The 26,852-nt window shown below is 61.4% G+C and carries 20 protein-coding genes and 3 pseudogenes; 11 read left to right on the top strand and 12 right to left on the bottom strand.

Going from position 1 to position 26,852, the window contains the following annotated elements; all coding sequences use genetic code 11:
* Nucleotides 1–925 precede the first annotated feature (925 nt).
* Together Q0964_RS03170 and Q0964_RS03175 are read left to right on the top strand one after the other, a co-directional pair.
* Nucleotides 926–2,029, top strand: coding sequence for an FIST signal transduction protein (locus tag Q0964_RS03170; protein WP_299263350.1), 1,104 nt, complete (start codon nucleotides 926–928; stop codon nucleotides 2,027–2,029).
* On the top strand, nucleotides 2,026–4,545 hold the full coding sequence (locus Q0964_RS03175; protein ID WP_299263352.1) for a PAS domain-containing sensor histidine kinase: 2,520 nt from the start codon (nucleotides 2,026–2,028) through the stop codon (nucleotides 4,543–4,545). The genes Q0964_RS03170 and Q0964_RS03175 overlap by 4 nt, the downstream gene beginning before the upstream one ends.
* Before the next feature lie 498 nt (nucleotides 4,546–5,043).
* Here the strand turns inward: Q0964_RS03175 and Q0964_RS03180 are convergent.
* The 5 genes and pseudogenes from Q0964_RS03180 to Q0964_RS18290 all read right to left on the bottom strand — a co-directional run bounded on the left by Q0964_RS03180 (nucleotide 5,044) and on the right by Q0964_RS18290 (nucleotide 10,047).
* Nucleotides 5,044–6,276 (bottom strand): annotated as a pseudogene (locus Q0964_RS03180) (RNA-guided endonuclease TnpB family protein).
* A gap of 276 nt (nucleotides 6,277–6,552) precedes the next feature.
* Nucleotides 6,553–9,057, bottom strand: coding sequence for a PAS domain S-box protein (locus tag Q0964_RS03185; protein WP_299263354.1), 2,505 nt, complete (start codon nucleotides 9,055–9,057; stop codon nucleotides 6,553–6,555).
* Nucleotides 9,058–9,194: 137 nt separating this feature from the next.
* A pseudogene (locus Q0964_RS03190) lies at nucleotides 9,195–9,606 on the bottom strand (zinc ribbon domain-containing protein); the annotation flags it as partial.
* 43 nt (nucleotides 9,607–9,649) lie between these two features.
* Entirely contained in the window at nucleotides 9,650–9,817 is a 168-nt protein-coding gene (locus tag Q0964_RS18285; protein WP_349254424.1) for a zinc ribbon domain-containing protein, read from the bottom strand.
* Nucleotides 9,814–10,047, bottom strand: coding sequence for a macro domain-containing protein (locus tag Q0964_RS18290; protein WP_349254425.1), 234 nt, complete (start codon nucleotides 10,045–10,047; stop codon nucleotides 9,814–9,816). The genes Q0964_RS18285 and Q0964_RS18290 overlap by 4 nt, the downstream gene beginning before the upstream one ends.
* On the opposite strand from Q0964_RS18290, the pseudogene Q0964_RS03200 reads away from it, so the two are divergent.
* A pseudogene (locus Q0964_RS03200) lies at nucleotides 10,041–10,262 on the top strand (transposase); the annotation flags it as partial. The gene Q0964_RS18290 and the pseudogene Q0964_RS03200 sit on opposite strands and share 7 nt — an antisense overlap.
* A gap of 13 nt (nucleotides 10,263–10,275) precedes the next feature.
* Here the strand turns inward: Q0964_RS03200 and Q0964_RS03205 are convergent.
* On the bottom strand, nucleotides 10,276–11,898 hold the full coding sequence (locus Q0964_RS03205) for a methyl-accepting chemotaxis protein (RefSeq protein WP_299263356.1): 1,623 nt from the start codon (nucleotides 11,896–11,898) through the stop codon (nucleotides 10,276–10,278).
* 105 nt (nucleotides 11,899–12,003) lie between these two features.
* On the opposite strand from Q0964_RS03205, the gene Q0964_RS03210 reads away from it, so the two are divergent.
* Complete coding sequence (locus Q0964_RS03210; RefSeq protein ID WP_299263358.1) at nucleotides 12,004–12,384, top strand: hypothetical protein; 381 nt, start codon at nucleotides 12,004–12,006, stop codon at nucleotides 12,382–12,384.
* A gap of 127 nt (nucleotides 12,385–12,511) precedes the next feature.
* On the opposite strand, the gene Q0964_RS03215 is transcribed toward Q0964_RS03210, so the two are convergent.
* Nucleotides 12,512–13,006 carry an NTP transferase domain-containing protein gene (locus Q0964_RS03215; protein ID WP_299263359.1) on the bottom strand — a complete coding sequence of 165 codons (495 nt, stop codon included), beginning with the start codon at nucleotides 13,004–13,006 and terminating at the stop codon, nucleotides 12,512–12,514.
* A 289-nt stretch (nucleotides 13,007–13,295) separates the two neighbouring features.
* Between Q0964_RS03215 and Q0964_RS03220 the strand changes: the two genes are divergently transcribed.
* Both Q0964_RS03220 and Q0964_RS03225 read left to right on the top strand, forming a co-directional pair.
* A complete protein-coding gene (locus Q0964_RS03220) occupies nucleotides 13,296–14,180 on the top strand; it encodes an FAD binding domain-containing protein (protein ID WP_299263361.1) in 885 nt (294 codons plus the stop codon).
* Nucleotides 14,181–14,286: 106 nt separating this feature from the next.
* Nucleotides 14,287–15,462, top strand: coding sequence for an XdhC family protein (locus tag Q0964_RS03225; protein ID WP_349254426.1), 1,176 nt, complete (start codon nucleotides 14,287–14,289; stop codon nucleotides 15,460–15,462).
* A 13-nt stretch (nucleotides 15,463–15,475) separates the two neighbouring features.
* Here Q0964_RS03225 and Q0964_RS03230 read toward each other — a convergent pair whose 3' ends face one another.
* Nucleotides 15,476–16,330: a hypothetical protein gene (locus Q0964_RS03230; protein WP_299263362.1), complete on the bottom strand. Its 855-nt coding sequence runs from the start codon at nucleotides 16,328–16,330 to the stop codon at nucleotides 15,476–15,478.
* 167 nt (nucleotides 16,331–16,497) lie between these two features.
* Here Q0964_RS03230 and Q0964_RS03235 point away from each other — a divergent pair, with 167 nt between their 5' ends.
* Nucleotides 16,498–18,015 (top strand): amidohydrolase family protein, encoded by a 1,518-nt coding sequence (locus tag Q0964_RS03235; protein ID WP_299263364.1) that lies wholly within the window; start codon nucleotides 16,498–16,500, stop codon nucleotides 18,013–18,015.
* Nucleotides 18,016–18,051: 36 nt separating this feature from the next.
* Here the strand turns inward: Q0964_RS03235 and Q0964_RS03240 are convergent, their stop codons facing one another.
* From Q0964_RS03240 to Q0964_RS03250, 3 genes are read right to left on the bottom strand one after another with little or no spacing between them, the layout of a single operon-like run.
* A complete protein-coding gene (locus tag Q0964_RS03240; protein ID WP_299263365.1) occupies nucleotides 18,052–18,450 on the bottom strand; it encodes a hypothetical protein in 399 nt (132 codons plus the stop codon).
* A gap of 7 nt (nucleotides 18,451–18,457) precedes the next feature.
* The gene (locus Q0964_RS03245; protein WP_299263366.1) at nucleotides 18,458–18,844 is read right to left on the bottom strand and encodes a Rieske (2Fe-2S) protein; all 387 of its coding nucleotides are present in this window, start codon (nucleotides 18,842–18,844) and stop codon (nucleotides 18,458–18,460) included.
* Between the two features lie 2 nt (nucleotides 18,845–18,846).
* Nucleotides 18,847–19,932: an amidohydrolase family protein gene (locus Q0964_RS03250; protein WP_299263367.1), complete on the bottom strand. Its 1,086-nt coding sequence runs from the start codon at nucleotides 19,930–19,932 to the stop codon at nucleotides 18,847–18,849.
* Nucleotides 19,933–20,307: 375 nt separating this feature from the next.
* Here Q0964_RS03250 and Q0964_RS03255 point away from each other — a divergent pair, with 375 nt between their 5' ends.
* Entirely contained in the window at nucleotides 20,308–21,387 is a 1,080-nt protein-coding gene (locus Q0964_RS03255) for a BMP family ABC transporter substrate-binding protein (RefSeq protein ID WP_299263368.1), read from the top strand.
* 122 nt (nucleotides 21,388–21,509) lie between these two features.
* On the opposite strand, the gene Q0964_RS03260 is transcribed toward Q0964_RS03255, so the two are convergent.
* Nucleotides 21,510–22,751 (bottom strand): amidohydrolase family protein, encoded by a 1,242-nt coding sequence (locus Q0964_RS03260; RefSeq protein WP_299263369.1) that lies wholly within the window; start codon nucleotides 22,749–22,751, stop codon nucleotides 21,510–21,512.
* Between the two features lie 326 nt (nucleotides 22,752–23,077).
* On the opposite strand from Q0964_RS03260, the gene Q0964_RS03265 reads away from it, so the two are divergent.
* From Q0964_RS03265 to Q0964_RS03275, 3 genes are read left to right on the top strand one after another with little or no spacing between them, the layout of a single operon-like run.
* Nucleotides 23,078–24,751: an ABC transporter ATP-binding protein gene (locus tag Q0964_RS03265; RefSeq protein ID WP_299263370.1), complete on the top strand. Its 1,674-nt coding sequence runs from the start codon at nucleotides 23,078–23,080 to the stop codon at nucleotides 24,749–24,751.
* Nucleotides 24,751–25,860 (top strand): ABC transporter permease, encoded by a 1,110-nt coding sequence (locus tag Q0964_RS03270; protein ID WP_299263371.1) that lies wholly within the window; start codon nucleotides 24,751–24,753, stop codon nucleotides 25,858–25,860. The genes Q0964_RS03265 and Q0964_RS03270 overlap by 1 nt, the downstream gene beginning before the upstream one ends.
* Complete coding sequence (locus Q0964_RS03275; RefSeq protein WP_299263372.1) at nucleotides 25,853–26,851, top strand: ABC transporter permease; 999 nt, start codon at nucleotides 25,853–25,855, stop codon at nucleotides 26,849–26,851. Before Q0964_RS03270 ends, Q0964_RS03275 begins: the two co-directional genes overlap by 8 nt.
* Nucleotide 26,852: the final 1 nt, after the last annotated feature.

The raw sequence follows: 26,852 nt of genomic DNA on the forward strand, positions 1-26,852 counted from the left end.
CAGAGTGGCCCAGACGAACCGTCTTACTGTATCGTTGATGAACTAAAACGCGTCGCTGACGGCCCCCTGTACGTAGAATGCGGAGGGAACTGAGTCGTGACGAAACTGTGTAACAAAAACAAAGATCTGTGGTCCACATCGTCTCGGTCAGGTCTGACTCACATATCGCGAGGGCGAACCGTCCGTGGCCATGCCTGCCAACCGCGGCAGTCGTGTCTCCACTGAACGCATCCGCTGTATCCTGCAGTACCCGCTGTGACCATATCTAGCTCAATATGTTCATTTGCAGATGCACTGCAGTGAACCGGGTATGAACGTTTCTATGACTCGCTACTCGGGATCAGAAACCTCCCGTCTTCATCCAGCCTGTGTTTCAGCTTTGGACGGTAGCGTCAGGGAAGTTCGTGATGTGTACGAAAGACGTGTCTTCCTCGTGGAGGGGCTCTCCGACCACTGAACTGGACTCATTGTCGGTTGTGTTCCCATCGGTCGGCGTTGGAATTGCAGTTGCTCGTTCACCGCCGACTGTTCTGGCACACTGATGAAGCCGAACAAAGCAACGAGTCCACAGAGACTCAGATTTTGCGAGAATGGAGTCCTCCACTCGTAGTTTCACGAGTGATAGTAACTGTATCGTATCATTTATTTGACTCTGGTCGGACCGGCCCGACCGGCACATCTGACCCAGCCACTGCGCCACAGTGCTGTGCGTGTTTGAGCTTTTTTTGCGATGCTAAGCGGACGGCAGAGGAGGTGGCTACACCGACAGCGCACTATACATAATTTGACGGCCGGTAATAACGATACCCCTCGGCCAGCCTATCGAACAGGAGGACCTCGTTGGGTCCAATATCAACGCACAGATTGTTCTCAATTGTTAGAATCGGTCGGAAACATTTTGAACTGCCACACCCCCACAGAGCGTATGAGAATCTCGTACGCTGAGACGATGGACGTGGCCAAAGACGAGGGGAAGCGGATTGCCTCGGCGCCCGACATCGAAGGACTCGCACTCTTTACAGCCTCAGTGGACAGCTTCGATTCGTCGTTTGAAGCCTTCTTACGGAATCTCGACGTTCCCGTCTTCGGAGGGCTCTTTCCGGAACTCATCTACCGAGGAGAAAAAAAGGAGTCCGGGACTGTCGTCTGTGGGCTGACGACACCGCCGGACGTGACGACCGTGCCCGAACTGAGTGACCCGACTCAGGAGTATACGAACTATCTCCATCCGGACCTCCCGGTCGAAGGGTACGAGACGGCCTTCGTGTTCGTGGACGCGTACGCGACGAACGTCGAGCGGTTCGTCGAATCACTGTTCCGGACGTACAGCGTCGAACTCAATTACATCGGCGGTGGTGCCGGAACACTGGAAACGGAGCAGCAACCGTGCCTGTTTACTGGCGACGGGGTCATCGAGGATAGTGCTGTCGTGGCAGCAGTCGACTCTCCGTTACAATTGGGGGTCAAACACGGCTGGCAGGAGATCGCTGGCCCGTTCAGGGTAACCGACGCCGACGGTCCGACGCTGCAGACCCTCGACGGCGCACCCGCCTTCTCTGTCTACAAGGAGACGGTCGATGAGCACGCGTCAGCGGAGCTGACCCGGGACGACTTTTTCGAGACCGCCAAGGAGTATCCCTTCGGCATCGCCCGGATCGACAGTGAACAGATCGTCCGTGACCCGTTCGAGGTCACCGACGACGACGGGCTCAGTTGCTTTGGCGATGTCCCCAGCGGTGAGTTCGTCAATATCCTCGAAGGGCAGCCGGAATCGTTGATAGACGCGGCAGCAAAAGCCAAAGAACAGACTGGAGCAGACGAAGCCGACGCCGAGGCACTGTTCTTTTTCGACTGCATCTCGCGGGTGCTCTATTTGAACGACGAGTTCGAGCGGGAACTCGATAGCGTCAGGACAGACGGAACGCCGACGGTGGGAGCGTTGACCATCGGTGAAATCGCAAACGATGGGTCTGGGCACCTCGATTACTACAACAAAACGGCTGTCGTCGGTTCGGTCGACCGCATATGAGTTCCAGGCAGCAGCGGATACAGACACTGTACGAGATTTCGCTCGCGATCAGATCCCGCGAGACACTCGAAGAGACGGCGGACCAGGCACTCGCGGCGTATCTGCAAAAGCTGAACTGCTCGGTCGGTGCCGTCTTCCGGATTACCCCCACAGCTGACGCGGGAGAGCTGTCACTAGCCGCTTCTATCCCGGCCAACCCGGAGCGGAACGAGCTGTTTTGCAGGGCCAGAGACCGGCTCGGAACTCTCGTCCAGGCAAGCGAAATGCAACCGGCTTCATCGGACGCTGGAACTCGGGTCCGCCAGCAGAACAGCGCCACAGAGACGACTCAACAGGCCAGCGCCCAGTACACGTTCGAGGAGCCGTTGCCAGTCGCCGAGCGAGTCGACGACACCGGAGAGTATCACCTCATGGAACTCCCGGGGTTCGGTGTACTCCTGCTTGGAAAGCGTGGCGGGACGATCGATCCCAGAACTGTGTCGTCGTTGACCCCGCCGAACGAGAAACTGGCGCAGGCCTGCCGCTCGACCCTGACCGAACGCCAGCTTCGCGAGCAGCGAGATCGGTTCGAGGCAGTGTTCGCTGCGATCCCGGAACCGGTAGTCAACGTCGTTGTCGAGAACGGAACCGAACGCATCGTCCGCGCTAACAAGGCGTTCCAGGAGACGTTCGTCGGCGACGAACGGTCGATCCGCGGTCAGGATCTCAACGAACTCGTCGTTCCCGACGGTCAGTCGGCCAACACCGAGGGGCTCGTCGAGGCACTCAACCGGGGCAGACCGCTCGAGAGTGAACTCAAGCGCAATACTATCAGCGGGAACAGACATTTTCTGTTCAGCGGTGTCCCGGTCACAGCAGGCGAGAAAGCAGAGTACTTCGGCGTGTACGTCGATATCACCGAACAGAAACAGCGTCAGCAGACACTCGAAAAGCTGTACGACGCGGCACAGGAATTGCTCGGGGAACGATCACGGCAGGAGGTCTGTACACACGCAGTCGAAGTCATCGAGTCGGTTCTAGAGTATCCGGCGGTCAGCATCCATCTGTACCAGAGAGCGTCCGAGGCGCTCGAACCAGTCGCCGTCAGCGAACAGGCCCGAGAGAAATTGGAAAACGAGCCGGCGGGATACACCGACAGAGAGACAATCGTGTGGCGGGCATACGAGAACCGCGAGCCCGTTCGACTGGACGACACGCGACAGTTCGAGGGAACGTTTCAGAGCGAGGATAGTTCGATAAAAAGTGTGCTCGTCCTGCCGATCGGACGACACGGCGTCCTGATCACGTCCGCATCTGAGCCGAATGCATTCGACGACCGGGACATGTACTTTCTTCGGCTGCTAAGTCAGTCGGTCGAGATTGCACTCGACCGGGCGACGAGTGAAGATGGACTGAGAACCATCCAACGGGCAGTTCGGGATGCACTACGCGCCGACACACACGAGGAGATGGCCGAGCGGGTGCTCGAGGACCTCCCCGATGTACTGGATCTGCCGGTTGCAGGCATCTGGAAGTACCAGCCAGCGAGTCAGCAGCTCCAGCCAGTCCGTCAAACAGAGCAGGCAGCCGAGCTGGTTGGCGACCAGCCAGTTCTCTCGAAGGGCAAGAGTCTCGCGTGGGAGGCGTTCGCTGAAGGAACGACGTCTGTCGTCCCCGATGCCTCGGACCTGGACGGTGCGCACAACTCAAAAACACCGATCAAGGGGGAGGTTAGCGTTCCGGTCGGTGACTTCGGAGTTCTCACAGCGGGGTCGACGCACAAAGATAGTTTCACAGAACTCGACGCAGAGATTCTCCAGGTCCTCGGGACGAATCTCGAAGCAATCGCCGAGGTGATCGATACCCGACAGGATATCGATTTGCTCGACCAGGTTATTGCGCGCATCCTGCGGCACAACGTACGGAACACGCTCACGCCGATATCGGGGTACGCGAGTAAAATCGTTGAAGAGGCAGCGGAACCCATCTCGGGGTATGCACGGCGCATCGTCGACGACTGTGAGAAGTTGGAACAGACAGCGGCACACGCCCGCAAAATGCGGAAGGTCGTCCAGAACCGGGATCAGATAACGACTGTTTCGCTGGGCACGACAGTTCGGTCGGCGGCCGCATCTATCGACGAGGAGTTCACTGATGGGAAACTGGTCTCACGTATCGCAGAAACGCCCGATGTAACGGCCCACCCCGAACTCGAAACCGCTATCCGTCATCTGATTCGGAACGGGTTCGAACACAACAACAGCGACACTCCCCGCGTCGAGGTCGTCGTCGAGCAACTGCCCAACGGTCCGACGGTCAGCGTCATCGATAATGGCCCTGGCATCGATACGTACGAACTCGATACGCTCGACGAACACGGGGAGTCGGCACTGGAACACGGCAGCGGGGTCGGCCTCTGGATTGTCGATCGGATAGTCAACTACTCCGAAGCGTTGCTGGAGTTCGAGACCGATGCCACTGGCACGACGGCCGAGATTGCGTTCCCGTCACACGCAGACGTGGCGACTGATGGGTGAACAGACGCGACCGTTTCCTCCGAGCGGTCTCAGATGACCCGGGAGTGCAACAGGTACTTCATCTCACCCACGACGACCGACCCGGTCTCCGGTCGGCAGCCAGGGTTCAGACTCGGTGTGGTCGGCGCCGTTCCAACTGTGTTGATTCAGCGAGAGAATCCCGGCTTTCAGGCCGAGCGTGAATCGATACACCGCTGATTTTGCCGCCAGGGGTTCTCCTCATTGCGCTTGCACTGTGGTGGGCACGTCTCACCGGACGCACGGGATCGTCGGTCGACGACGCCTACCGGCGCATCGTCGAAGGTTCTCGACCGCTCTCGGTAGTTGACACTGCAGACGAGTCGGTTCTTCCCGGTGGCCTGCACCCCCGAATAGAGCCTGTCGCAATTGAATTCGCCGGCCCACGATCTCCCAGTGGTTGCCGTTCCTCAGCGGTGACATCCTCCCCGTTATGAACGGCGGGACTTCCGCTACGAGGGGAATCCGGTTTGGCAGGTTTCAGTCCGAGTACGCCGAGAGCGTCATCTGTCCGGGTTTCGGACTCGTCTCCCGGTGGACTGTGGCGGTGTCACGACCGCTCCCGTCCTGTGGCGAGTCATTGCGTCCGGGTTCCCAACGGACGCTCTCTCCCCACGGGTCTACGCGACCGGCGATATTCGCCGCCGCGTTAATATCTGCTTGGAACTCCGATACGTGGCAGTCGTCGTGCGGACACACGAACTCCGCCTGCTGACTCCGCCGACCGAACCGACCGCAAGCGTGGCACGTCTGCGAGGTGTACGCCGCGTTGACGTACTCAACGCGAATCCCTGCCTCGGTCGCCTTGTCTTCGATTCGACCCTGTAACCGGGCAAACGCCCATGCGTGAAGGCGGCGGTTCATGAACTTCCCGTAGTCCAACCGCTCGCGGATGTACGACAGGTCTTCGAGAACGATAACGGGGTTCTCGAACTGTTGGGCATACTTGACGGCCTGCCGAGACGCTTTCTCGACAATATCTGTCAGAGCGTTGTAGTGGTCGAACCGTTCGTCCACGCGACACTCGGCGGCGTCTCTCGACTGTAGCCGCCGGAGTGCGGTGAACATCTCTTTGCGGAGGTGTCGCGCTCGACTGCCGCTGACGAGCATCGGCTTCCGTGGTACGTCGCGTTTGAGGGCACAGCCCGTTATTAACGCGCTCTCGCCTACGTCGAAGCCGATATACGTCGGGTTGTCCGGGCCGGTCGGTTCTTCGACCGGGTATTCGACGGTGACGTGCAACTCTCACGACGTGCGGTGTCGCTGTAGCCGCAACTCACCCGCCTTCGCGTCTTCGGAGAGCAGGTCGAACCACAGCGAGTCCTGCTCGGGGTTAATCCGAAGCGGAATCCAAAAGTTCGTCCCGCGTCCGGGCATCGGAACCTGCCACACGAAGCCGTGTTCGCGCTCATCGGAGTAGTCAAACTTCGCGGCCCGATTGACGAGTCGAAGCGGATGCTCGTCGTCCAACTCCTCGGCGTTGTACGTCGAACGGAGTTTCGGGACGTAGAACTTAAGCGCGTCTTTGGCTTGGTACGGCAGGTTGTAGGGCGTCACAACGTCGTTGACGGCAGACATTGTGTCGGCCCTGCTGTCGAAGGCATCGTGGAGTGCTTCGCGGTAGGTGTCCGAGGGACGCTGAAGGCGTTGCTCTTTGCCCGTAGTGGGCGTGGCGAGCGTGGCCTGTAGCGTCTTCGCCACCGTCTCGGACACACCCGTAGATGTAACGTAGACAAAATCAGGTGTAACGGAGCGTAATAATAAGATATATCACATATCAACTTTGAGGTAGACGAGGAACAGTACGAGTCGCTGAAAGAGACAAAGAAGCGTCACGGTCTGACGTGGAAGGGGATGCTACCCCACGCGCAACGGGAGTTGGATTCCGGCCCGGCCACCGAATAGTGGTTTGTCAGTACCGTGTCGCATTCCCTCCCGGTCTAAAGGCCGGGATTCCCTGCTTGAAATACGATGGAACGGGCATATTGGTCACCCACCCTTTTTTACGCCGGTGACCTCAAACCGAGCGCCGCCTTCCTTGCTCTCGGTCACGCTTACCTCCCAGCCGTGCGCCTTCGCAATCTGCTCAACAATCCGTAGGCCAAACCCGGTTCCATCGGCTGCGGTCGAATATCCGGCTTCGAAAATCTCGTCTCGGGCGCTCTCAGGGATTCCAGAGCCCGTATCTGCCACGTAGAAGCCGTCATCCATCGCACCGACGCGGACAGTAACGTCGTCATCCCCGTGTTCCACGGCATTTCGGTAGAGGTTCTCCAACAGTTGTTGGATCCGGTCTCGGTCGCCCTCAACCACCCCCGGGCCGCCAACGTTGAGTGTCGCGTGGGCGGTCCCTGTGGTCTGCCAGCTTTTTTTCGCCACTGCTGTAAGGTCAACGGGTTCGTTCTCATCTATCTGATTGCCCTCTCGTGCCAGCGTCAGGAGGTCGTCTATGAGCGCCTGACTCCGCTCGATCGCATCAGCTGCTTTGAGGAGATGCTCGTTCTCGTCACTCGCCTCTGCCAGTTCAAGATGACCCTCAGCCACGCCGAGTGGGTTCCGTAAGTCGTGGCTGACGATACTGGTGAACTCCTGTAGTTCTCGTTTGCGCCGCTCGCGCTCGGTGACGTCCTGAAACTTCGAGAATACTGACTCGACGGTTCCGTTGGCGTCAGTCACTGCGCGGTTGTGCCACTCGCAGATCAGCGTCTCGCCGTCCTTCCGGACGTTGTCGTTGATTACTCGGCGCCCGCCGTCGGCATCGAGCAGGCTCTCCACAGCGTTACCGACCCGTTCGCGGTCGTCGTCGGCCACGATCCGTTCCCACGGCTCGCCGTGCAGCTCCGTCTCACTGTAGCCGAGTATCTCTTCGGCACGGTCGTTCACCCGTTCGAACCGGAACTCCTCGTCCCACTGAATCGCCCCGAGCGGCGACTCCTCGAAAAACAGTGACAGTTGTTTCTGCCGCTGGCGGGCAGTCTGCTCGCGTTCTCTCCGCTCAGTGATATCTCGACTGTTGACGATGTAACCCTCGACCGCCGGGGCGTCGAGTTGGTTGTTGCCTCGGGCCTCCAGCCAGCGCCACGAGCCGTCGGCGTGACGGGCGCGGTACTCTATGACCGGATTCGCGTCTGTATTTTCGACCCCACGCTCGAACGCCTCAGTGAGGTCCGCGCGGTCGTCGGGATGGACGTACTCCCACGCCGTGTCACCGATAGTTTCCTCGGGATCGTACCCGAGAATACGTTCGATCGACGGACTCTGGTATTGAAACACGCCGTCAGCATCGACGATCGAGATGATATCGCTGGACTCCTCGACGAGCGCCTGGAACCGCCGTTCACGCTGGCGTCGTTCGCTCAGATCCCGACCAATTCCGACGAGACCAGTCACGGTTCCGTCCTCGTCGGTCAGTCGCGCACCGGTGAACTCGTAGGGGAGACGCTCGCCGTCACCGGTACGCAGGTCGGCTTCGACTGTGGCCTGTCCGTCTGCAAGCGTCTTTTGTATGGCATCGGCGATGGTCTCGCGTTCGCCCTCTGGGAATAGTTCGATCGCCTGCATATCAGCCAAGTCCTGGTCAATATGGCTCGTTATCTGATAAGCTCGCTCGTTCCACCGTCGGATGGTGCCGTCAGTATCGAGTACGTAGAACAACTCATCAAGCGCATCAACTGCCTGTTCGATGAACCGTTGTTCCGCTCTGAGTTCGCGTTCGCGTTGTTTCCGCTCGGTGATGTCGTGGACAGCACCCCGAAGTGTGCTGACGTCGTCACCCTCGGTGGCTGGCGTCATGGTCACATCCACGAGGCGTTCGTCGGCATCACGCGTCTGGAGCCGCCACGTACCCCGCGTCTGTTCGCCAGCCTCGAGTGTCTGGTTGAGCGTTTCTCGAACGTCCGCCTGGTCGTCCGGGTGGTAGAGTTCGATCGCTTCCGCTAAATCAAGGTGAGCGTCCTCGGGCAAGTCGGCGAGTCGGCGAGCACCGTCAGTCAACAGGAGAGTCTCACTCTCCACGTCGAGTTCGAATCCACCGGTATCACCGGCGAACTCCGTCAACCGCATCAGTTGCTCCTGTCTGTCGGCACGCTTGGCCTCGCGCCGTGCCTGGACGGCATTGAGAATCCGGTTGGCGAGCAGTTCGTACCGGTCGGTGCCGGACCCCTTCTGGAGGTAGTCGGTGACGTCGGCGGCGATAGCCTCGCTGGCGACCTCTTCGCTTCCCTTCCCGGTAAAAAGAATGAACGGAAGGTCAGGGTAGTCCTCCCGGACGGTCTGCAGGAACTCCAGCCCGTCCATACCAGGCATATTGTAATCCGAGACGACGCAATCGGGTGGGGAATCACTGACGACTTCTAATCCCTCGTCGGCGCTGGTGGCCGTTTCGACGCTGAGTTGGTCGTCTTCGCGTTCGAGAAAGGTTGCCGTCAGGTCTGTAATCGAGGGTTCGTCGTCGACGTGGAGGATCCGAATCTCCTGTTGAGAGGTAAATCGCATGCCGTGCAAAGTGTGTCTCTAGATAAAGTACGTTGCGGCAGAGTTAAACACGCAATTTTGTACCGGAGTTGAGCGGGTGGCCGGGAGTTCACTGGTGAGTGAAGTACCCCGCGCACGGTGGCGCGAGGCGTCCGTGTTTACTCCGGCACCGCAGAGGCAACGGAGTTTAATTCCTCTCGCGCTTGACTTTGAGAGTCTTGCGCCGGCATACCGTCGTCGGTGACACCCGAATGCAAATTGCATCCGTGAGAGTCGGGGCCTCCACCAGCCCCCGATGCCGCCCGTCTCACCTTCCACACGCGTAAGGGTTTCGAGAGACGGCACGTTCCCATACTGCTCGTCCAACCACTCCTGCACCACGCACACTGCCGCCTTCCTATCCGCACGGTCTTGGAACCCACATTCACGGCACTTGAACCGCTTCTTCGTCCGGTTCGCACGCTCTGTGTGGTGACACTCAGTCCGAGGACACCGCTGACTCGTATACTCCGGGTCAACATCATCCGAAGGAATACCTCGCCATGCGGTCTTGTACGTGATGACGTCTTGTTCTTCGCGGCGCTGTAGTCTGCGTGGTTCTGGTAGCCGCATCTCAGACACTCGAAGTCCTCGCCGTCGCGGTTATCGGGTGGGTGAACCAACACGTCGAACACCGCCGCGACGTGTTTTCGGGGGCTACCGGCTCCACGTCGATACCGCGTAGCTCGGCTCTGTACTCGACGTACTGGCACAGGCGCTCGAACGCCCACTGTGGCCTCACGATGTACCGGGAAGCCGGTTACCGGTCAGCTGCTCGAACGCGATCACCGTACAGCCGTTCTCGTCGGCTTCTGCGAGGATTTCGGTAGCGATACGATGGAGCGCTGTGTGAACCGCCCTGTCTCTCTGCGACCGACAGACTGGCTGTTCCCGTGTGCCCACCGCGTATCGCACTGCCCGGTTCGGCAGACGATGGCCACTGGTCTGACGTCTCTCTCGCGGACTTGCCACCGAACGGTGTCACCGGTACCGATGCGTCCGGGTTTGAGCGAGCGCGTGTTTTAACTCACTACACGAAGCGAACGAATCTCACTATCCAGCAGTTGAAGACGACACTGTTGGTCGATGCAGCGACCACCGCTATTCTTGCTGTTCACGTGACGACAGCGCGGAAGCACGATACGCAGATTGCGCCACAGGTACTGAGACGGAACGTAGATGGAATCTAAGGTGACTGTGCTAGTCGTCGGTCGCAGCGGTCGGCGAAGCGGATCCAGCATTTTCCGCGGCGGTATCGGCTTGGAACTTCTCGAGGTCCTCCCGGAGCGTCCCAATCTGCTCACTGAATTGGTGTGTTTCAGTCGTCATCTCATCCAACATCGCCTCCTGTTGTGATGCCGTCGCCGCCAGTTCGTCCGTGTTGGACGCCGTTTCCGAAACCGAATCCGAGAGGTCGTCCACAATCGCGACGACTTCCTGTGTCGATTCAGCCTGCTCATTGGCGGCTTGATCGACCTCTTGAACGGCCGTGTTTACCTCGACGACATCGCCCACGATATTCTCCAGTTGCGTTATCGTCTCGCCGACCGTCTCGCTCCCGTCGGACACTCGTTGCTGAACACCCGTGATTTCCTGCCGTGTCGTTTCGACCTCGGTTTGGATGTCGTCGATGAGGGCTTCGACGTCTGCTGTTGCCGCTCGGGTTTCCTCCGCCAGTTGTTTCACCTCACCGGCGACGACGCTGAACCCCTCGCCTGCAGTGCCCGCTCGTGCCGCTTCGATAGACGCGTTCAGCGCCAGGATGTTCGTCTCCTCAGCAATCCCGTCGATCAACTCCACAATGTCGGCCACTTCGTCCGTGATCTGTTCCAGGCTCTCGACTGCCGACACAGCTTTCTGGGTCTGGTGATTGATTTCATCCAGAGCGCTCTGTGCATCCGAGGAATTGCGCTGTGCCTCACGACCAGTTTCCGTGACAGTCTCAGTCTGGTTCGCAATCTGGGTGACTGACGACGAGAGTTCCTCCACGGTCGCGGACACTGTCGACAGTTCCTGAGCCGCGTTGGTCAACTGTTCCTGCTGAGTTGCACTCCGGTCGGCAATCGTATCGGCAGTGGCCGAAACCAGCGCGGACTGGTCGGCAACCTCGGTGCCGGATGCTTCGACGATCTCACTTTTGTCGTCGACTGTCTGGGCGACTGACTGCGTCTGGGCGATCAGTGCTTCGAGCGTCTCCAACGTCTCGTTCAACTGGTCCCCCACTTCGGACATAGAATCGCTCAGACTGTCCGAATCGACACGTGCCGTGAGGTCACCGTCCGCGACCGCTGATAGCGTCTCGTTGTACTCGGTCGCCTTCAATTCGAGATGTGAGGCGAGTGCGTCGGCTTCGTCCCGGTTCGCCTCAGCCTCGTCGCGAGCAGCCTCAGCCGTCTCTCTCGCTTCCTCGGCATCCTCACGGGCCTCTCGAGCCTCACTGAGTGCGCTCTCGATCGAGTCGGCGGTCCGGTCGAGTGAATCGAATATCTCACCAATTTCGTCAACCCGGCCCGTCTCGGCTTTGTCCCCGTATTCTCCGTCATCGATTCGGTTGACCTGTGCGTTGATCTGCTGAAGCGCCCGATACATTTCCGCGTAGCCGAGAAAACCGGTTGCCGCTACGACGGCCGCGATGAATATAGCCGCGAGCAAGACGCTATCGAACAGAAACACAGCGAGCGCAGGGCCAATCGTGACCGACAGGAGAGGGCCGAGAATGAACAATCGCAAACCCAGGCCACGCCGCAGTACTGCTGGGAGGTACGGTTCGATGCCCATCGGAATCCGGCCAATCGCAGAGATGATTTGTCCAGTGACGCTCATTTAGTATCGAATGTACAGGAGTGCACATTCAAAACCTCTCGGAGCAACTCACGAGCCGATATCTGGGGTAGAGCCAACTGCTGACGTAGCAATATTACAGTTCGTATGACAGCTGACCTGCCCGCCGGTCTGGGCTACGAGGAACGCGACGGGATCGGCATCTGGAAAATCGACTCGCTAGCAGAAGCTCTCGAATCCGGCGCGCTCGAAGAAGGTGAACAACACTTCCGAGAGCGCGCTGGCCAGCCCGATATGGATGGCTGTGTCGTCCAAATCGGTGACGCAGAGACGGGCGGTTCGGAGACGCTCGAACACGTTGCCGAAGAGTGGACTGCACTGGGCGAACAAACAGGCATCGATAGGACTGCGTACGTGACCGAAGGCCTCGCCCGAATGGCGATTGCTCAAAAAAATGATGCGGCAGGCCTTACTGCGAAGGGATTCACCGACCTCGAAGAAGGACTTGCGTGGGCCAAAGAAGCCTGAGGAAAACCGATTGCGGGCATCCGTCGCTCGTTCTCAGCCCACGGCTTGAGGACCAGCGGTGGAAGTGCGATGCACAGCAACAGCCATGATACAATCCGGTCATTGCTCGCCAACCGACAGCAGTGTGTCAGAAGCCGTCGTTGACATTTCCGTTCGCGACCAGCAGATGTCCAACAACGGTACTGACTCGCTGTAGGTCAAAAGGGCCTGCGCCCTCCGCCCACTCGGACACGGGATCGAAAGCGAAACTGTCGACGGAGAGACAATCGAAAGCATCGCGATCAACGCCGATACACTCGCAACGCTCGGCCAGTGCCAGCGAGACCCGACTGACGTTCCGGACCACGGCGTCAGCGGACCCGTCAACCGCTTCTCGGACGTTTTTGACGTCGTAGCCGAGGACGACCACGGTAGCATCAACGCTAAATCGTTGTATCGTCGCAGTCGCGTGTCGGACAATCGGCGCGCCCGCCCACTCGGTGCGGAGTTTGTTCTCGGCCTCGTACCTGGAGCCGATACCCGCCACAAGAACGACCCCGACGGCGGTCTCTCGATTACGTTCTGTCGGGCGATCGTCGGCCCCGAACGGCGGGTCGACGACCCGAAGATCACCACGGGGCATCGATCGTCATCCGTGAGCATGACAGGACCGTTCGTCGCGCTACCGAAGCTGTCGGTATCACGGAAACGGCAGTCTGACGACACGGATACAGATACTACGGACCACAGACATACCGAGTCGGTTCCCCCGTCGTGAGACACGAGTTGACACGAGCAGCCACACACGACAAACGTGTGTTCCACCGTTGTAATGGTGTGTTCGACGAAGGTTTGATGATAACCGACGGCAACCGAACGGATATGTCGAACAGACGTCGCCTGGGCATGACCAAACCGAGAGGTGATGTGTAATGCACCCCGGTACGTTCGAGTACCTGAGCGCCGGGAGCGTCGGCCACGCGCTGGAACTTCTGACGGACCATCCGGACGCCGAAGTGCTGGCAGGGGGCCACAGTCTCCTGCCAGCGATCACGAATGAGGAAGTTGATCCGGACGTCGTCGTCGACGTCAGCGAAATCGACGCCATCCAAGGTGTCGAACTGCGAAATAACGTCGTCGAGATCGGTGCGGGGACCACGTACGCAGAGCTGCAAAACGTGGAGCGACTCCAGGACGATGCCACGGCAGTCGCCGAGGCGGTCAGCGTGATCGGCGACGAGCAGGTCCGCAACTGCGGCACGATCGGCGGCAACCTCGCACACCCGGTTCGGGTGTCCGACCTGTCGGCAGCCCTTATTGCCAGTGACGCGACGATCGTCACCGTGGGGCCCCAAAGTGAGCGACGGATCGATGCCGCGGAGTTTTTTGCGCCGGCCGCGGCGACCGATCTGGCCGCCGACGAACTCCTCACGACGGTCGAACTCCCGGTTTCGGCCGGGAACACGAGCAGCGCGTACGCGAAACAGCAGAGCGCGACCATGCGGTACAGTCTGCTCGGCGTCGCGGCACATTTGACCGTGGACGGAGGACAGGTCTCGGACGTCCGTGTCGCGGCCAACGGTGTGACCGAGCGCGGTGTCGGCCTCGAACCCGTCGAGGACGCCCTACGTGGCGAGCCACTCGACGAGGACACTATCGAGACCGCGGCGAGCCGGGCCGGTGACGACATCGACAGTGCGGCGATGATAGACGACGACCAGGCGTCGGCGGCGTATCGCGCGGACCTCTTACCGATATACACGGAGCAGGCCCTCGAACGCGCCGCCGAGCGTGCCGGCGTTGACCTGGCCGCATGAGACGGGACGACTACACTATTGTGGGACCGACGACCATCGGAACCGAATTGCGTCCGGCCAGTCGTCGTGTGTCGCGAACGACGGCCTTAGGACAGCCGACCGGGAGATGGTTGTCGTGACCAGCGGTGGCTGGAGTACCCCCGAGACCGACGTGATGGGGACTGTCGGCGAGGCGGTCGATGGAGCGAGGGGCGTCCTCGCGACGGTCATCGCCGTTGAGGGCAGCGCCTACCGCCGACCCGGAGCGAAGATGGTCATCGGCGACGGCAACGGCGTGGGTGCAGTCACCGCTGGCTGTCTGGAAGCCGAAATCGTCGCACTGGCCAAGCAGGTCCGCGACCGTGGACACCTACAGATAGAACAGTTCGACCTGACTGGCGGGGACGACGTCTGGGGCCTCGGCGTCGGCTGTAACGGCGTAATCGACGTGATGCTCGAACCCCTCACGGGGGGTTACCGTCCGGTGGTCGAGGCCTACGAGCGCGGCGAGAAGACCGTCGTCCTGACCGTCGTCGACGGCGACGGCACGACGGTTGAGCGCGGTGATCGGACTGTTCTGTTCCCGGCCGAGTCGGGGGCGGATGGCTTCGCTCTCGGCGCCCCCGACTGGCCTGACGGGCTACTGGCCGCGCTTGAAGAACCCACCCGCAGACTCCGTGCAACGGATGCGTCCGACACCCTCACCCTGCGGTACGAGGGCAGCGTGGTCGACGTGTTCGTCGACAGCGTGACCCCACCGCCCGAACTGGTCGTCCTCGGCAGTGGCCGCGACGTCGCACCGGTAGCGCGTGCGGCGGCGCAGGTCGGTTTCGATGTGACCGTCGTCACCTTCCGTGGTGGGGCCACATCGGACGATCGGTTCCCGGCCGCCGGCCGTGTGGTGTCCACGTCCCCAGCCGACCTCCGGGACGTCGTCTCGTTCGACGCCGACACGTACGCGGTCCTGATGACGCACAATTTCGCTGACGATCGCATCGCGCTCACCGAGGTGCTGGACACACCGACCGAGTACGTCGGACTGCTCGGTCCCCGAAAGCGGTTCGAGGAGTTACGGTCCGTCCTGGCTGCGGACGGCCACCACCTCACCGACGACGAACTCAACCGTGTGTACACCCCGGTCGGACTCGATCTCGGGGGTGACACGCCGTCGCACGTCGCACAAAGCATCGTCGCCGAAGTGACGGCAGTTCACCACGACCGGTCGCCTCGACACCTGGCCGAGCGTGCCGGGCCGATCCACGCCCGGTCACCGGTCGGCGCCGAGTCAGGCGAGACAGAGTGACCCCGGGGCTGGCCTAAGTGGGCTGTCCGGACCCGTTATCATGGCGCTCGATCGACGGTGCAGACCGGACTTCCACCACCAGGCTCCGGGTCACAATGAGATCGACGATCGTACTACTGTCCATGATTTCGGGTTCGACCGCAGCGGGGTCGGTGTCGGAATCGTATCGCTTGACCTCGAAGGAGTTGAGCGCGTTCCGGTTCCCGGTGACCGGTTCGACCACGTCGATGTACTCGTCGGTCATCGTGTTCCGGTACGTGCTCCCCGCTTCGAACCCGACCGCCGGGACGTCGGTCGGCCACTCCCAGGCGAACTCCCGCGTGTACTGCCCGAACTGCCAGACGAGCTGTTCGATCCCGCCCCCCTCGTCCGTGGCATCTTCCGCACGGTTTCGGAGCGTCCGGTCCCAGTAGTCGACGACACAGGCCTTCATATCCGCCTGGAGTCCGTCCTCAACGAGCTTCCGTTCAAGTGGGTAGCCGATGTCGATGGAGACGATGGCGTGTTGGTCAAGATTGCTGAGGCAGTGGGGGCAGTCCATCTCCAGCACGGAGACGTTCATCTCACCGTCCACGTTCATATGTGCGATCTCCATCGCGCAGTTCGGACACCAGAGGAACAACACGCCGTTGTCCGGCACCGACAGCTCGTCCACGACCGCCATCTCGTCGATTGCCCGGTCCGCCGGCCGGTCCCGATCGGTCGACGTGACCGACGCCGTCGGCTCGGCACTGTCGCCCGCGAACTTCGCGAGTTCCCGGTCCTTGAGGAGGGACTTGATAACGGAATCGTGTGAGGAGTGCGACTCCGCGTCGCGAATCTCATTTATTTTCTTTTTCGTCCAGTCTCGGACGCGAATTGTGGCCATTTAGTTAATCTAGCGCGGCTACTCTCATACATCTTTTCCACAATGCTGCCACAAAGAGAGCACATGTGTGGTACTTCCCTGTCATCAGGGGCAGGCGGCGACGGCGTTCGCCATCGGACGACGTCCACACACGTGTGCCACCTCTCTTGCCACAGAGTTTTTATTCGGTGGCCGGGGCAATCAGCGACCCGGAGAGCGCCTGTCGCCACGGGATAGCGGTGTTCACGCCGGCGGTCCCCACGAGCGGCAGTCGGACCCCGCAGATCATGACTGACCTACTGATAACGAACGGAACCGTCGTCACACAGAACGCTGACAGACAGCTCGTCTCTGGCGGCGCGGTCGCCGTCACGGGAGACCGAATCTCGGCCATCGGTCCGGCGGAGCGCCTCGAAAACGAGACCACGCCCGACCGCGTAATCGACGCCGATGGCGGTGCGATCGTCCCGGGCCTTATTAACGCGCACACGCACGTCTCGGATATCCTCCTCCGCGGCTCTTTCGACCAAGATCGGGGACTGTACGACTGGCTGTTCAACGTGAAGCAGGCTGCGCTGTTCGAAATGGGCCCCGAAGAGTACGAGACGGCCGCTCGCCTCTACTGCATCGAGGCAATCCGCTCAGGCACGACGACCTTCGTCGAAAACGACACCGCACTGGACTGGAACGACCTCGAACCGACGCGGCGGAAACTCGACGTCTACGACCGGATGGGGGTCAGGAACATCTACGGTGCGGGGATCAGAGATCTTCCCGTCGACGCGGGGTTCCAGCGCATGTTCGACGAGATTACCGCTCGCGACGCCGAATCGACACATCCGGGCCCGGACACCCTCGTCGTTGACACCGAGCGGGCGCTGAACGACGTCGAATCGCTGATCGAAGCCCATCACGCGCCCGAGGAGGGACAGTCGGTCTGGCCGGCACCTGCCACGTTGGCCACGACGACTTCGGACGCGCTCAGTGGCTCGTACCGGCTCGCCGAGGAGTACGACGTGATGACGACTGCACACGTCGCGGAAGCGGAGGCCGAAGTGAGCGAGCGGGGTGCCCTCTCCAGCATCGAGTACCTGCGCAACGTCGGCTACCTCGGCGACCGAGCGCTGCTGGGCCACTGCGTCCAGACGAACGAGCGCGACGTCCGACTGCTGGCACAGACGAACACGCCGGTCGTTCACAACTTCCGCGCGAACATGCGGATCGCGACCGGGTTCGCGCCGGTCACATCGATGCTGGCGCGGGACGTGACCGTCGGTATCGGGACGGACAACTCGATTCTGAACGACACGATCAACCCCCTGTCGGACGCGGGCGCGGTCGCAACTGCGCACAAGGGATACCGCCGGGACTCCGGGGTCGTATCGGCACAACAGGCGTTCGACATGGTGACCTGCGACGCCGCGGAGGCGATCGGTCGGGCCGGTGACCTCGGTTCTATCGAACCGGGCAAGCAGGCGGACATCGCCATCGTGGACCTCGACCGGCCACACCTCACGCCCTCCCCGGAACCCGTACACGCGCTCGTCTACGGCGCCAGCGGCTCCGAGGTCCGGACGGTCCTCTGTGCCGGGACCGTCCTGCTCGAAGACCGGGAGCTGCTGGCGCTCGACGGCTCGCTCAACTCGTTCCTCGCGGAAGCCACAGCGACCGCGGACCATCTCGTCGACAGAGCGAACATCACCTGAGTCGCGTGCGAACAGGGCTGTGAACGGGAGCGTGCCTCAGTCGTCGGCGACGGCACTGCGAATCAGGTCGCGAAACGCGTCGGGGTCGGTTTCGTACACCGTGTACCCGTCCTGACTCCGATGGCGTCCGACTGTCCCGGCCGGGTCCCCGTCGACGAGGACCGTCCAGTCGTCCCCGACCTCGCCGTTCTTACACCGGAGGGTAATGGCCACGCCGAGGTCCGCCTCCAGTTCGGCCTCGACGATGTGTTTGTACGTCCCGTCCTCGAACCGCGGGGGCTGATACGGTGCGAGGTCCTGTGCCTCGAAGTGCTCGGCGGCACGCAGCCACCACGTGGGGACCGACGCCTCGTCCGCGTCTGCCGGCAGTCCTCTCACGTCTGGCTTCGCCCGCGCAGGGCGGTGGCCGGAGTCTTGCCGGTCGTCGTCGGGCATCCGTCTCTCACCAGCAGACGTACACTTCGCCGTCCCGAACGAGGACGTCGTAGGTAGGCTGGCTGTACTCCGGACGAGAGAGGTGATCACCGGTCTCGATATCGAACTCCCAACCGTGCCAGGGACATCGGACGACCTGCGTGTCGTCGTCGAAACAGAGAGTCCCGTCCTCGTTCTGGGAAACTGTGCCGGTAACCGGTCCTTCGCACAGCGGCCCGCCCTGGTGGAGACAGAAGTTGCTGATCGCGAAGTATCCGTCCTCTGTGCAGTAGACCGCGACCTCGATGCCGTCTACCTCGACGAGGAGATAGTCGCCCGACTCGAAGTCGCCCGCGGAACCGACGTGATGTGCGTCCGGGGGAAGCTCGTTCTTTCCGGAGTCGGACCGTGACATGGTTAGTAGTCGAGTACCTCCATCGCGGTGCCGCCGTAGATGTTCTCTATCCGGTCCACGCCGAACCCGCTTCGGAGTGTCTTATAAAGCGCATCGGAGTTGTCGAAATCTGAGTGTGGGTAATCCGAGGCGAACATGACGTTGTCAGGGCCGATCCAATCGATCACCTGCTGAACGTACGATGGGTCGTCGGCCCCCTCGATCGGCTGGGTCGTGAAATAGAAATTGTCGTCGACGTACTCACTCGGGGGTTGGCGAAGGTGTGGTGCGTCCTCGCGGCGAGCGGAGTAGTAGTAATCCAGCCTGCGCATCATGTAGGGAACCCAGCCCAGTCCGGACTCCTGAATCACGAAGTCGAGGTCGGGATACCGTTCCGGGACACCGTTGATAATCAACCGCGTCAGGTGTAGCATCTGGCCCATCGGATGACCGACGCCCCGCGCTTCTAGGAACGTGTCGATCCCCTCGAACTGGCCGGGGAATACGTGCTGGAGCGACAGGACGGAGTTGTGAATCAACAGCGGAAGGCCCGCCGCCTCCAGTGCCTCGTAGACCGGTTCGAAACGCGGGTGTCCGAGCGGATTCCGGAAGCCAGGTGGCCCGAGCATAACGCCGACGACCTCGTCGGTGTCCGCCCACTGCTCTATCTCGGCGACCGCACGCTGCGGGTCGCGCAGACAGATTCGGATCGTCCCGTACATCCCCTCCGAACTGTCGAGGAAGGTTTCGGTTACCCACTCGTTGTAGGCACTCGCCAGCGCGACGGCGTAGCGGTCGTTCTGGACTGTCACCAGATTGAGGTTGAGCCCCGGATTCAGCGTCGCGCGGTCGATGCCGAGTTCCTCCATGACCGCCTTGATCTCCGCCGATGTGGCCGCGGCGTCCGGACCGATATCGCCGCCGACCCCGTCGAGGAAGAACTTGGTCATGTTGTAGTTGTTCGGCTCCTGCACGTCCGGACGGGTCATCAGCCCTTGAAATGGTTCCTCCAGATACGGCACCACGTCGGCCTCGTTTTCTACCAGGTGAAAATCCAGGTCGACGACAGTCTCGATATCGTCGAACGTCTGGACGGTTTGTGAACTCATCGTGTACGCTTCGGTTCGACGATGCTATACAAAAACGTGCCGACTAGCGTCACAACCAAACGAACAATAGAAAAAAAGAGAAAAAATGGGATTTCGTTTCGTTATTTTCCCGACCGACCCTCGCCTCGTCGGACTGGAACGGTCCCGGTCTGTGGCGAGTGTGCACACACCGTGGAACTCCTCTCTGTGTCCGGCCGTCCACGCTGTCACACACGTGTGCCCCGTGTGCGCCAGAACGAGGCCGCCACGATGTGTCACACCGGAAAACGCCACACACGCAGGCATTTTTATATATCTCCGAATATCGTTGCAAATGTGGAGGAGTTAGAGAGATGAACGACGAAACACAGACTAATATCCAACGTTGCACAACGAATGAGTAGTAAGAAGCTAACCAGACGGGACGCAATCGCGTCGGCTGGCGCGCTGGGTGCGCTCGGACTGGCCGGGTGCTCACAGCTGTCCGGCGGCGGCGGCGGTGGCAGCGAGCAGTTGCAGGCGGCCTTCGTCTACCAGACGAACCTCGGCGACGTGGGCTGGACTCGTGCTCACGAGAACGGTCGCCAAGCCGTGGACGACTCGTTCGACTGGATCACGACCGAGTACTCGGACGGTGTCCCCGGAAACGAGGTCCGGTCGGTGTTCGAGCAGTACGCGAACTCGGGCTACGACATCATCTACGGCTGTACGACGGAGTATCAGGACCCCATGCTTCAGGTGGCCGAGGAGTACCCGGACATTACCTTCGAACACTGCAACGGGTTCGAGACCGCGGAGAACATGGGGCGCTACATGGGCAAATTCTACCAGGGCTGGTATCTTTGCGGCGTCGCGGCCGGCCACCTCACCGAGTCAGACACGCTCGGCATGGTGGTCCCGATTCCGATCCCCCAGATTATTCGCCAGATCAACGCGTTCACAATCGGGGCGAGGACGGTCAACGAGGACGCGACGACGAAGGTCCGATTCCTGAACGGCTGGGCCGACCCGTCGGGGTCCAGACAGGCGGTGAACGCGCTCGCCGACGAGGGTGCCGACGCTATCGGCAGCAACATGGTCACACCAGCCGCGCTCCAGGCCGCGACCGAGCGCGAGGTGTACGGTTTCGGCGTGAATACCTCGATGGCGGAACAAGCCGGCGAGTACTACGCGACGGCCCAGATCAACAACTGGGAGCCGTTCTACAAGGAATCGGCAAAAGCCGTCCGCAACGACGAGTGGACGCCCGACTTCCAGTGGGGGGGCCTCGAAACTGGCATCGTTGACGTCGACAGTTTCGGGCCGAACGTCCCCGCGGATGTCGCGAGCGACGTCGAAGCGAAACGCACCGAAATAGAGAACGGTGAGCGGAGTGTCTGGGCGGACACGAAGTTCGAGGGCTGGAGCGACTCGGAACTGTTCTCGGACGTGAGCAGCTACGTCGAAGGCGTGGAGGGGTCAGTTCCGAGCAGCTAACCGGCGTTCGAGACGCGTTCAGACCCAGAAAGGCTTCCATCACTTTTGTCAAGCATCGAACTTCCGGGCACGCTCGTGTTCACCGCACACTCGACAGCGAACGGCCTGTCACTGGCTTCCGGTCAGACGCCGTGATCGCCTTCGAGTCCGACAGTCGTCGACGCCGACGACGAGGCGACAACTTCGCCGCTCTTGATGACTGCTGGCCGTGGACGGCGAGTCCGAAGCAGTTCCATCGGGTCCGATTCGGCACAGACGGTAAGATCCGCCCTGCATCCGGGCGCGAGCCCGTACTCCTCGAGTCCGATGGCGTTCGCCGGGCTGTGGGTGATGCTGTCGAGAAGGTCCGCAACGTCGGTGGGGCTTCGCAGTCCGGCGACGTGGGCCAGTAACCAGGCGGGTTCGAGCATATCGAGGCTTCCGAAGGGGCTAATAGTCCCGGCGATGTTGTTGTGACCGACCGAGAGGGTGACACCCGCGTCGAGGAGTTCCGAGACCGCCGTCGTGTCGTGGTCCGCGACGATCTGGTCCTCCTTGGGCGTGGTGACCACGTTGAGTTCGGCTCTGTCGAACAGGTCGATCACGTCACGTCGGTGCCACTCGTCGTAGTATGAGAGCGCACTGACGTGTCCGACCTGCACTCGCCCCTCCATCCCCTCGTCGATCGTCTTTCGTGCGACGTACTCGGCGGTGCGGGCCGTGGCCGAATTGAGACCGTCCGCGTGGAGGTCGATTTCGGCGTCGTACGCCGCGGCCAGTCGAAAGTACTCGTCGATGGTCGCCCGTTCGAGTTCGTCCGTGTCCTCCTTGTTCGGTTCACCACCGACCGCGTCAACGCCCATCTCGAGCGCCGTTTCGAGCCGGTCGATGTCCGCCTCGGTCAAGCCCTCTGGCTCGCCGCTCCGGACCTGTGGCATCGCGACCGTCTGGATATCGGCGAGGTCCGAGAGTTCCGCTTTGGCGTCGAGTGACGCTTCCACGCTCGTGTGCTCCCAGACGGCTCCGACGTCGAGGTGCGTGCGGATCTTCGTGGTCCCGTTTGCGACGGCTTCGCGCGTGGCCCGCTCGATCCGATTCCGAACATCCGCGACCGTGAGGTCCTGCTTGATCTGCCCGGTCAACTCGATCAGCTCCGGGAGCGTCCCCGTTGTCGGTGGTTCGGCGAGGTCGGCGAAGTAAGCCTTGTCCAGATGTGTGTGAGCGTCGACGAACGAAGGGAGAACGAGCCCACCGGCCGCGTCGACCTCGACGGCGCCCGTGTCGTCTATTTCCGGCCGGACGGACTCGACGTAGTCGCCGTCGATGCCGATGTCGACTGAATCGGTCTCACCCCGGACGGTTGCATTTTTGATGAGGAGGTCCATGCGACGAGTGCCGCCCAGTCGGCAAAAAACGTACTCGTGCACACGGTCCGTTTGTCCGGCATGTGGCGCTCTGTGCCGGATATGTGGCTCGTGCAGGCTGTCGGGACGCGACACACAGCAGACGTGACCCCCGTCGCGTCGAAACGACCCCACGCCGGCGATTCGGCCGCCGGAGCGTCGTCCGGTCCGGCGAGGGACTTTTTACAATTACGCGTGTCTCATATCTACTCCAAACGTACGACATACGTCAATTTGTCTGCCACGGCAGCACCAGGACCAGAAGAAAGTTTATGAGAATGTTGGATAAAGAGTTACCACATACCGTCATGACCGACGACCTTCTTCGGATGGAGTCGATAGTAAAGACGTTCCCGGGTGTCATCGCCAACGACCACGTAGACCTCACTGTCCGCCGTGGCGAGATCCACGGACTTCTCGGCGAGAACGGCGCCGGCAAGAGTACTCTGATGAAAGTGCTGTACGGGCTCTACACTCCCGACGAGGGGACGATCCGACTCGACGGAACGCCGCTACGTCTCGACAAACCGCAGGACGCGATGGACGCGGGCATCGGCATGGTCCACCAGCATTTCAAGCTCATCCCACGACTGACGGTCACGGAGAACGTTGTCTTGGGGAGCCGCGAGCCGGCGGCCTCGTTCCGGAAAGAGAACGTCGGCGACGGTCTCCTGGCGGGACTCCGGACATCCGCCCCCGTCCAGGCGGTCGCGTCACGGTTCTCGCTCGGTCTGGACCGGCCCAAACGACGGATCCGGACACTGGCGGATCAGTACGGCTTCAATATCGATGTCTCCGCGCCCGTGCGAGAACTCGACGTGGGACAGCGCCAGCGAGTCGAGATTCTGAAAGCCCTCTACCGCGATGTCGACCTGCTCATACTGGACGAACCGACGGCCGTCCTGACCCCTGTCGAGGCAGAGCGGTTGTTCGAGACGCTGGAACGGCTGGTCGACGACGGTCTCTCGGTTATTCTCATCACGCACAAACTCAAAGAAGTCGAGTCGGTCACCGACCGAGTGACCGTCCTCCGCGAGGGGGCGGATATCGGGACCGTCGATACCGCCGACGTCGGCCGGGCGGAACTCGCACGGATGATGGTCGGTCGTGACGTTCTCTTCGAGATCGAGAAGCCGAACACGACCGTGGGTGACCCGGTTCTGGAGGCGTCCAGTATCAGTGCCGCCGACGACCGGGGCATCGAGAAACTCTCGGGCGTGAACCTGGAGGTTTCCGCGGGCGAGGTCGTTGGGGTCGCGGGCGTGAGCGGCAACGGTCAGACGCAACTCGCGGAGACCGTTGCGGGGGTCCGTGACCCGACCGCAGGGACCATCGAAATCCGTGGCCGAGAGATGTCCGAGGCGTCGCCCGACGAGTTCATCGAACAAGGCGTCTCGTTCGTTCCCGAAGACCGTCACGAGAACGGGTGCGCCGGGGGGTTGTCGGTAATGCACAATGCCGCGATGAAGGATTTCCGCGACGACCAGTTCGGTGATTCCGTACTGTTCGACTACGGTAGCGTCGGCGAGTACGCGTCGCGTCTCGTCGACGATTTCGACGTTCGCGGCGTCAGCGACGTGACCGACAACTGTGCGGATGACCTCTCCGGCGGAAACCTCCAGAAACTCATCCTCGCGCGGGAACTGGCCCGGGACCCGGATCTGCTCGTGGCTAACCAGCCCACCCGCGGTATCGACGTGGGGGCAATCGAGTTCGTCAGGGAGCGCCTACTCGAGCGGCGCGACCAGGGGACCGGTGTCCTCCTGTTTTCGGAGAATCTCGACGAGTTGTTCGACCTCAGCGACCGGCTACTGGTGATGTACGAGGGTGAAATCGTGTTGCGAACGACGCCCGAAGAGACGAATAAAAAGCGGCTGAGCGTCGAAATGAACGGCGGCGGAAGCAAGCGAGTGTCGGTGCCAGACGACCCGCCGGAAGCGGCGACCCGACGCGCGGCCGACGGTGGCCGGAGTGATCGGTGATGCTGGTCGACATCGACGTCAGCGCGCGAGAGGAGACCCCATCGTGGGTCGCGTACGGGACACCGCTGTTCGCCATCGCAGCGGCACTCGCCGTCAGCGTGGTCGCCCTGATCGCCATCGACGTGAACCCGGTCGCGGCGTACGTCCAGATGTTCGTTCGGCCGTTCGGCACCGTGTCGACTCTCTCGAACGTCCTCGTCCGAGCGACACCGCTCATACTCGTCGGCCTGGGCGTCTACCTGCCGATGAAGGCGGGGCTCTGGAACATCGGTGCGGAGGGGCAACTGCTCACCGGCGCCATCGTCGGTACCTGGATCGCTATCAACGTCTCGCTGCCACAGGCCGTCCTGATTCCAGTAATGCTCGCTGGAGCCGCGGTGGCGGGCGGACTCTGGGCGTTCGTCCCAGCCCTGCTCCGTGCGAAGTGGGGCATCAGCGAGATTATTACCACCCTCCTGTTTACGTTCATCGCGGCGGACATCCAACTGTATCTCGTCCGGGGGCCGATGCAGGGCGGGTCGGGTGGATTTCCACAGACAGATCTGCTTCCCGGAGTAGCCGAGTTTCCGGCGATTCCAGGAACGCGTGCACACGTCGGACTCCTCGTCGCACTACTGTTCGTCGCGTTGCTCTACGCTGTTATGCGCAGGACCCGATTCGGATTTCGGGTGAACTTCGTCGGGTCGAACGCGGAGGCCGCCGAACAGGCCGGAATGAGTCGGTACAGAGTGTACCTGCTCACCCTCGTCGCTGGCGGGGCACTCGCAGGACTGGCAGGAATCAGCGAGATTGCTGGCAACCAGAGCCGACTGCACGCCTCGTTCGCACCGGGATACGGGTACACGGCAGTTCCGATCGCGCTGCTCGGACGGAACGGCGTCTCCCGGATGCTGCTCGCGGCGCTTTTCTTTGCGCTTCTGTTCGTCGGTGGCAACAGAGTCACGGTGGCAATGGACGTCCCGGCGGCGATCATCGACATCGTCCAGGCACTGGTCATCCTCTTTCTGATTACGGCGGAGTTTTTCCAGCGGTACAGCCTCAGCGTCTCCGTCGACCGCGGGGACGACGGCCAGACGATCCAGGGAACCGAGGTATCCGCGGATGACTGACACATCGTTCCTCCTCGGCCTCGCGGATGCGATGGTCAGCGCGAGCACCGTCCTCGTCCTCGCCGGCCTCGGTGAACTCATCAGTGAACGGGCCGGCGTCCTCAATCTCGGCGTCGAGGGGATGATCCTCGTGGGTGCACTCTCCGGTGTCATCGCTACCGTCGTGACCGGCAGCTACTGGATCGGGTTCGCCGTCGGGTCGGTGTGTGGCCTCCTGATGTCGGCCGTTCACGCGTTCCTCTGTATCTCGCTGAAAGCCGATCAGGCGATCAGCGGGATCATGTTGACGCTGCTCGGGACCGGCATTACGACCTACTTCGGACAGCAGTGGGCCAGTGCACAGTTCGCCGGATTCCCGGACCGCACGCTGCCGGTAATCGGTGGGCTGCTTGTCGAGATTCCGATCGTCGGGCCGACGGTGTTCGAGGGGCCAGCGACCGACTTCGTCGCGCTGGGTCTCGTCGTCGTGGTCTGGTGGCTGTTGACGCGGACGAACCTGGGTCTAGAGATAATCTCCGTCGGCGAGGACCCCGAAACGGCCGACACTATGGGCATCGACGTATTCAAAATGCGGTATCTGGCGGTGTTGATCGGCGGCCTCCTCGCCGGTGCCGCCGGTGCCCACCTATCGCTGGCGTTCACCGGGATTTGGACGAACAACATCGCCGCGGGGCAGGGGTGGATCGCAGTCGCACTCGTTATTTTCGCTCGGTGGCGGCCGGGACGACTGCTCGTCGGTGCGTACCTGTTCGGGCTATTCAACTCGCTCCGTCTCCGGTCACAGGGACTCGACCTGACGCTTGCCCCGGAGTCGCCGCTGGCGGCACTGCTCAATCCCGTGGTCGAGTTCCTCCTAAATCCGGCGATTATGTCGATGTATCCCTACATCGTCACGCTCGTCGTTCTCGTCGCCACGGTCGTCTGGAGTCGCGACGACGACAGCGCACAACCTGCGGCACTCGTCCAGGCCTACAGTCGCGAGGCGGACTAGT

The sequence above is a fragment of the Halorientalis sp. genome (genome assembly GCF_028275115.1).
Lineage (GTDB): Archaea > Halobacteriota > Halobacteria > Halobacteriales > Haloarculaceae > Halorientalis.

What these genes read in the sequence shown, in the direction of transcription:
- Q0964_RS03170 (WP_299263350.1), top strand. Translation starts at nt 926, where the DNA reads ATGAGAATCTCGTACGCTGAGACGATGGACGTGGCCAAAGACGAGGGG.
- Q0964_RS03175 (WP_299263352.1), top strand. Translation starts at nt 2,026, where the DNA reads ATGAGTTCCAGGCAGCAGCGGATACAGACACTGTACGAGATTTCGCTC.
- Q0964_RS03185 (WP_299263354.1), bottom strand. Translation starts at nt 9,057, where the DNA reads ATGCGATTTACCTCTCAACAGGAGATTCGGATCCTCCACGTCGACGAC.
- Q0964_RS03205 (WP_299263356.1), bottom strand. Translation starts at nt 11,898, where the DNA reads ATGAGCGTCACTGGACAAATCATCTCTGCGATTGGCCGGATTCCGATG.
- Q0964_RS03210 (WP_299263358.1), top strand. Translation starts at nt 12,004, where the DNA reads ATGACAGCTGACCTGCCCGCCGGTCTGGGCTACGAGGAACGCGACGGG.
- Q0964_RS03215 (WP_299263359.1), bottom strand. Translation starts at nt 13,006, where the DNA reads ATGCCCCGTGGTGATCTTCGGGTCGTCGACCCGCCGTTCGGGGCCGAC.
- Q0964_RS03220 (WP_299263361.1), top strand. Translation starts at nt 13,296, where the DNA reads ATGCACCCCGGTACGTTCGAGTACCTGAGCGCCGGGAGCGTCGGCCAC.
- Q0964_RS03225 (WP_349254426.1), top strand. Translation starts at nt 14,287, where the DNA reads ATGGTTGTCGTGACCAGCGGTGGCTGGAGTACCCCCGAGACCGACGTG.
- Q0964_RS03230 (WP_299263362.1), bottom strand. Translation starts at nt 16,330, where the DNA reads ATGGCCACAATTCGCGTCCGAGACTGGACGAAAAAGAAAATAAATGAG.
- Q0964_RS03240 (WP_299263365.1), bottom strand. Translation starts at nt 18,450, where the DNA reads ATGCCCGACGACGACCGGCAAGACTCCGGCCACCGCCCTGCGCGGGCG.
- Q0964_RS03245 (WP_299263366.1), bottom strand. Translation starts at nt 18,844, where the DNA reads ATGTCACGGTCCGACTCCGGAAAGAACGAGCTTCCCCCGGACGCACAT.
- Q0964_RS03250 (WP_299263367.1), bottom strand. Translation starts at nt 19,932, where the DNA reads ATGAGTTCACAAACCGTCCAGACGTTCGACGATATCGAGACTGTCGTC.
- Q0964_RS03255 (WP_299263368.1), top strand. Translation starts at nt 20,308, where the DNA reads ATGAGTAGTAAGAAGCTAACCAGACGGGACGCAATCGCGTCGGCTGGC.
- Q0964_RS03260 (WP_299263369.1), bottom strand. Translation starts at nt 22,751, where the DNA reads ATGGACCTCCTCATCAAAAATGCAACCGTCCGGGGTGAGACCGATTCA.
- Q0964_RS03265 (WP_299263370.1), top strand. Translation starts at nt 23,078, where the DNA reads ATGACCGACGACCTTCTTCGGATGGAGTCGATAGTAAAGACGTTCCCG.
- Q0964_RS03270 (WP_299263371.1), top strand. Translation starts at nt 24,751, where the DNA reads ATGCTGGTCGACATCGACGTCAGCGCGCGAGAGGAGACCCCATCGTGG.
- Q0964_RS03275 (WP_299263372.1), top strand. Translation starts at nt 25,853, where the DNA reads ATGACTGACACATCGTTCCTCCTCGGCCTCGCGGATGCGATGGTCAGC.